Here is a 5,353-nt window from a genome sequence, read left to right as displayed (position 1 = left end):
AAGAATCGTATACGTATGATGCAACAAGCAACCGTACCGCAATCGAACGAAAAAACGGTGACAAAACAGAAAAAACAACGTATGCATATGATTCTATTCATCAACTAACAAAAGAAACATTGCCAAATGGTACAATGAAAGAATACAGCTATGACAGCTTTGGTAACCGCACAAACGTAAAAGTAACAGAAGCAGGAAAATCAGCCGTTTCTACAACAGCCGTATTTAACGAAGGTAACCAGTTAACGAAATTTGGCAACGAATCCTTAACGTATGACGCCAACGGAAACCGTACATCCGATGGCAAATACAAATATACATGGAATGAAGCAGACCAACTTGTAGCCATCACAAAACAAGGTGAAAGCACACCATCTGCGACATATAAATACGATGACGACGGCCGCCGCATCGAAAAAACAGTAGATGGAAAAACAACTCGTTATCACTACGACGGCGACAGCATTAATCCATTATACGAAACAGATGCAAGCAACAACGTCCTCCGTCAATATGTGTATTCTGTAGACGGCATCCGCCTTGCGATGAAATCCCAAGGCCAAACGGCATACTACCACTACAACCCACGCGGTGACGTCATCGCGATGACAGATGAAAACGGACAAGTAGTAGCAAACTACGAATACGATGCATGGGGCAATGTCCTAAAGAGTGACGCAAAAGGTATCGCGGCAGAGAATCCATTTGGATATGCGGGATATATGCATGATAAAGAGATTGGGATATATTATCTGATAGCGAGATATTACAATCCAGCTCATGGAGTGTTCTTGTCAGTGGATCCGGATCCGGGTGATGAGGATGATCCGATTACGCAGAATGGATATACGTATGCAGACAATAATCCAGTTATGCATGTGGATCCGGATGGGCATTGGGTATGGCTGGTTATTAATGGCGGTTTTGCGGTATATGATGGGTATAAAGCTTATAAATCTGGTGCAAGTGCAAAGATGATTGTACGTAAGGCTGCATATAGTGCGATAGGTGGTGGGAAGTTTAAGTTAGCTAAAGGTGCACTGAAAAGTGGAAGAACTTTAACTAAAATCCCTAAAAAGGCCTATCAAGTGCATAAACAGATAAAACAAAATAATGGACGCGCTCCAAGTGGCTATGTTGGGGGTAGGAAGTTTAAAAATGATGGTCGGGGAAGAGGACAAGTTTTACCAAGAAATACAACTTATCGAGAATACGACATAAATCCTTATATTAAAGGTAAAAATAGGGGAGCGCAAAGATTAGTTATGGGTAAAAATGGAAAGTCATATTATACGAAGGATCACTATAAAACTTTTGTTAAAATGCCTCGAAAGAAAAGGGTGATTAGATGATGAAGATAGAACGGAAAATCACAGCACTAAATGAACCATTTGTTCATTTAGTAATTGCAGATGAAATTTATGAATTAGCAAAAAAAAATTTAAAAGATACGTTTAAATATATATTAATAGATGGAAAAAAGTGTATGGATGCAGAAAGTTTGTTTAATGAATTTTCTTTTAAAATGGAATTTCCAGATTATTTCGGTAGGAACTGGAGTGCTTTTGATGAATGCATTAATGATTTAAGTTGGCTTAGTGCCCAAGGATACGTATTGTTTATTAGCGATATAGATCAGGTGCTTGTTAAAGAGGATAAGGATCTTAGAATATTAATGGATATTTTATATGATTGTTGTGAAGAATGGTCACGAGGTAGGGAGTATGGAGAATTTATTACGATACCGAGTCCATTTCATGTCATACTTCATTCTAATATCAAAATGAAAATACCTACTATATCGCGACTGAAACATATAGGAATCGAAGGAATTGATATTATAAAATAAGAAGCATAATTTAATATTTTTGTGAGATATCCTTTCGATAAGAGTGCCCAAAATAATGGAGGCCACTGAAAAAGTGATTGCTTTGCAAAAATAACACGTACTTTATCAATATGTTGAAAAAAAGAATTCCATCGTCTCTATATAGTAGGTGATGGAATTCTTTTTCTTATGAAGTAGACATTTTCAGTGGTTTCAAATAATGGGTACTCTTTTTTATTTAAGTTAATATTTTAGATCACTAGTGTCGTAGAAATGTATTTTGAATTTTTTGTTTTTCTTCTCTCCTTTATGAAAAGAAAAACAAAGACACTTTAACAGAGGTAGTAAACATCCATTTTTTTACTATAACCTTCGACCCGTGAAACAGAGACATAAAAAGCTTTATGGAACGCTCTTTCCTTGGATTTTACGTTGCCAAATGTGTGCAGGTTTCCATAAGGATGCTAAAAAAGAGGCTGATTTACAAAATGGTTCAAACTGAGGCAGTTTTATGGTTCAAATCACAAAAGTATACATAAATTAAGAAGGGCTGCTTTAGGATTTGTCGGCGGTGGCAGACTCAAATTTGCTGGAAAGATTACAAGAGCAATTGGAGGAGGCAGTTTTAATAGTGTAAATAAATTAAAAGGTACAAGGTATGTAGGACATCATATGCCTCAGAATGCATACAATAAGACCATAGGTATAAGTAGAGGTAAGGGACCAGCATTACTTATGACAAAAGCAGATCATAAGCTAACAAGAACCTTTGGTGGTAAAGGAAAAGCTACTATGCGGATAGATAAAGGATTAAACGCTAGACAAAGATTGGCAAGAGATGTATGGGATATTAAACGTAAATTTGGCAAAAAATACAATTATGGTTTGAAGCAAGCTGTAAGATACGGACAAAAATTATATCCTAAAAAATAAATTTTTAATTATAATAGTATTTCACAAATAATATTTTGTGAAATACTATTATTCATCTTATGTGAAAAAATACTTGGAAAATAAGAATCAGTAGTAAAATTCTTAGCAAAAATATTTTGTAAAGTAGGTGTTAGGTTTATGAAAAACTTAGGTTTTAGGGTGATATATGGTAAAGATAAATATGATCATTACTTTGGTGGACAAACTTGGAACGTCCCTATATGTCCACAATGTAATGAACCTGTACATCAGATATTTACTTTTGATTTAACAGACCCTAAGTTGCATGATGTAAGAGAAGGGAAATTACTAGAATTACCTCTTGTTTCTTGCTTAAATTGTTCTTTATATGAGGAAATGCAAAATTTTAAACTAGACATTGAGAAACGTCGTATAAGTATTATTAGTCAAAATGAAGTATTTGATTGGAGATACGAGGAAATAGATAAAATTTCTGTTCCTTTACCTAAAAGTAGTATGAAATTAGTAGATATGGAACCATATGATGTTCCTTGTGATGAAAACCAGTATGAACAAGCTTTTGAATCTATAGGTACCGATTATATTTGTAGAATACTTGGGTCTCCTTTGAATGTAGAAGAGCCAATAGATTCAAAATGTCCATGTTGTCAGAAAGATATGCAATATGTGGTTATGATAGCAGGGGAGGATTATGGTAATGAAGGGAATCTTACTGGAGGGATAAGTTTTCAGATTGGAGAAAGTTATATATATTTTTTGTTATGTAAAAAATGTTTAATTCTACAAACGTTAACTCAGAGTTCATAAATTTTTATAAACACAGGAAAATAAAATGTAAATAAATATAAATGTTGGTTTGTCATTTATATTAAATTGTATATAAACGTAAAATTTTGATGGTGTAGAAGTGAATAGTCATTCAAAGTATTTCCGTTTATAATGAAGTAATTCAATAGACAAAAGAATGTGTGAAGCTTCCTTATAATGAGTGGGATTATTTGTTCACCTAATCAAAATGGAAAGATATTTTAGAGTAGCTCAGTTTAGAAAAACGACACATGGTTGTTGTTATAAATACAATTGGTTCAATGAATTTTTTTAAGCAACAAGTTAATATAAGTTTAGGATATCCAGATGAATAAATTAAAATTAATAATTTTCCTAGTCGCACAGAGGTAATTCAGGTTATAGCAACATTTAAGGATACAGGGAAGTTGAAGGCGCGATGTTATGAACTGGATGACTTTGTTGATCATACAGAAAACTTTTATTAATTTGAATTTAATGAAGGAGTTTTAAAAAATGGCAGAACCTCAAATTATAATTGGAATACCTGGCCTTTGGAATGATAGAGCAAAATTAGTGCAAGAAGTAGTAAGAAAAAGTGGAGGGTATCTTCTAGCAGGTAACATTATACATAATGCCAAGAGAGATATTGGCTTCGAGGTAGATATTTACGAACATGATCCGTCTCTAGCAGAAGCATTTTTATATGCAGGTGGTGAACGCTTTGGGGAGGATATTCTTGGTAAGATAAGTAACCACATATATACAGTATATGTTATTGTTAAAATAAGGAATATTCATACTGTAAAAGAAGTTATTGATGTTGGAATGGGGCTCCTTAATGCAGGGGGAATTGCTGTAAAAATTGAAACTACTGGCGTAGCTTATTCTAAAGAAGAATGGAAAGAAATTGCAGATAACAAAGAATATTTCCCTATTTATTCGCATTTTGTGACGTTAGTTGGAGATGAGAATAGCTATTATTCATGTGGTATGCAATCATTTGGTCTTCCGGATGTTGTAATATCTGCTCATATAGATGCAGAAGAAGCATCTGATTTATTAAATGACTTTAATTTATATAATTTAGTTGAAATGCCTAAATTAAAAGATGGAGAGACAATTAGCTTTACGCAAACATCTCCTGTGTATAGGTTGGCTCATTGTAAGGATTATTGTTATGAACGAGATGACCTTTTTTATAATCCTTGTGGATTGTGGGAATTAAAAAAAGTTTAAAATTATAGTTAAATTAGTGTGTGTGAATATAAGTGTTTAGGGAATAATGAAATTTTTATTTAGGGCTTTATTACGAACAGGTAAAAGATGTATTAATATTTAAAAATGGCAAAGAGGAAGGAGTCTAGAATAAGAGTCCTTCCTCTTTAATTTAAAGAAAGTGTCCCAAATGAACGTATTAGCAAGATAAAATAAAAACATTATAAGAAACGGTAGAAACAATAACGTCTGTCTAGCCATGAAAACAGGTGAACAAACGCTATACTACTACAACTCTCGCGGTGACATCATTACAATGATAGATGAAGAACTCTAAGAATATTCGTTTTACACAGGATAGTATAAAAGGGCTTTTTAAAAATGGTAAATCGGTAAACAGCTTGTCTAATCGAATGAGAAAAGGGAAGGTTAAATCAAGAGATTTACCAGCGATTAAAATATTTAAACATTAAGGGAATATCTATTCCTTTGACAATAGAAGGCTATATGCTGCAAAAAGAGCAGGTGTGAAATACACCTAAGGAAATACAAAGAGAACTTAGGAACGGAAAATTAAGTACTAAAGATTGATGCTAGACTAAAAAG

General features: G+C 33.5%; 5 protein-coding genes. All 5 read left to right on the top strand.

Annotated elements, in window-relative coordinates; genetic code table 11:
- Positions 1 to 1,352 (top strand): RHS repeat-associated core domain-containing protein (locus V7024_RS05355; protein WP_335516671.1); only part of this gene is annotated, 1,352 nt, incomplete at its 5' end.
- Complete coding sequence (locus tag V7024_RS05350) at positions 1,352 to 1,849, top strand: barstar family protein (RefSeq protein WP_335516668.1); 498 nt, start codon at positions 1,352 to 1,354, stop codon at positions 1,847 to 1,849. The genes V7024_RS05355 and V7024_RS05350, both read left to right, overlap by 1 nt.
- Before the next feature lie 714 nt (positions 1,850 to 2,563).
- Positions 2,564 to 2,761, top strand: a complete 198-nt coding sequence (locus tag V7024_RS05345; protein ID WP_335516665.1) for a hypothetical protein — start codon at positions 2,564 to 2,566, stop codon at positions 2,759 to 2,761.
- Between the two features lie 138 nt (positions 2,762 to 2,899).
- Positions 2,900 to 3,550 (top strand): hypothetical protein, encoded by a 651-nt coding sequence (locus V7024_RS05340; protein WP_335516662.1) that lies wholly within the window; start codon positions 2,900 to 2,902, stop codon positions 3,548 to 3,550.
- Positions 3,551 to 4,045: 495 nt separating this feature from the next.
- A complete protein-coding gene (locus V7024_RS05335; protein ID WP_335516660.1) occupies positions 4,046 to 4,768 on the top strand; it encodes a DUF4261 domain-containing protein in 723 nt (240 codons plus the stop codon).
- Positions 4,769 to 5,353: the final 585 nt, after the last annotated feature.

The organism is Bacillus sp. JJ864, assembly GCF_036963045.1.
Taxonomy (GTDB): Bacteria; Bacillota; Bacilli; order Bacillales; family Bacillaceae_G; genus Bacillus_A; species Bacillus_A pseudomycoides_C.
The sequence above is the reverse complement of the archived record's forward strand: the minus strand, read 5'-3'. Positions and strand labels throughout refer to the sequence as shown.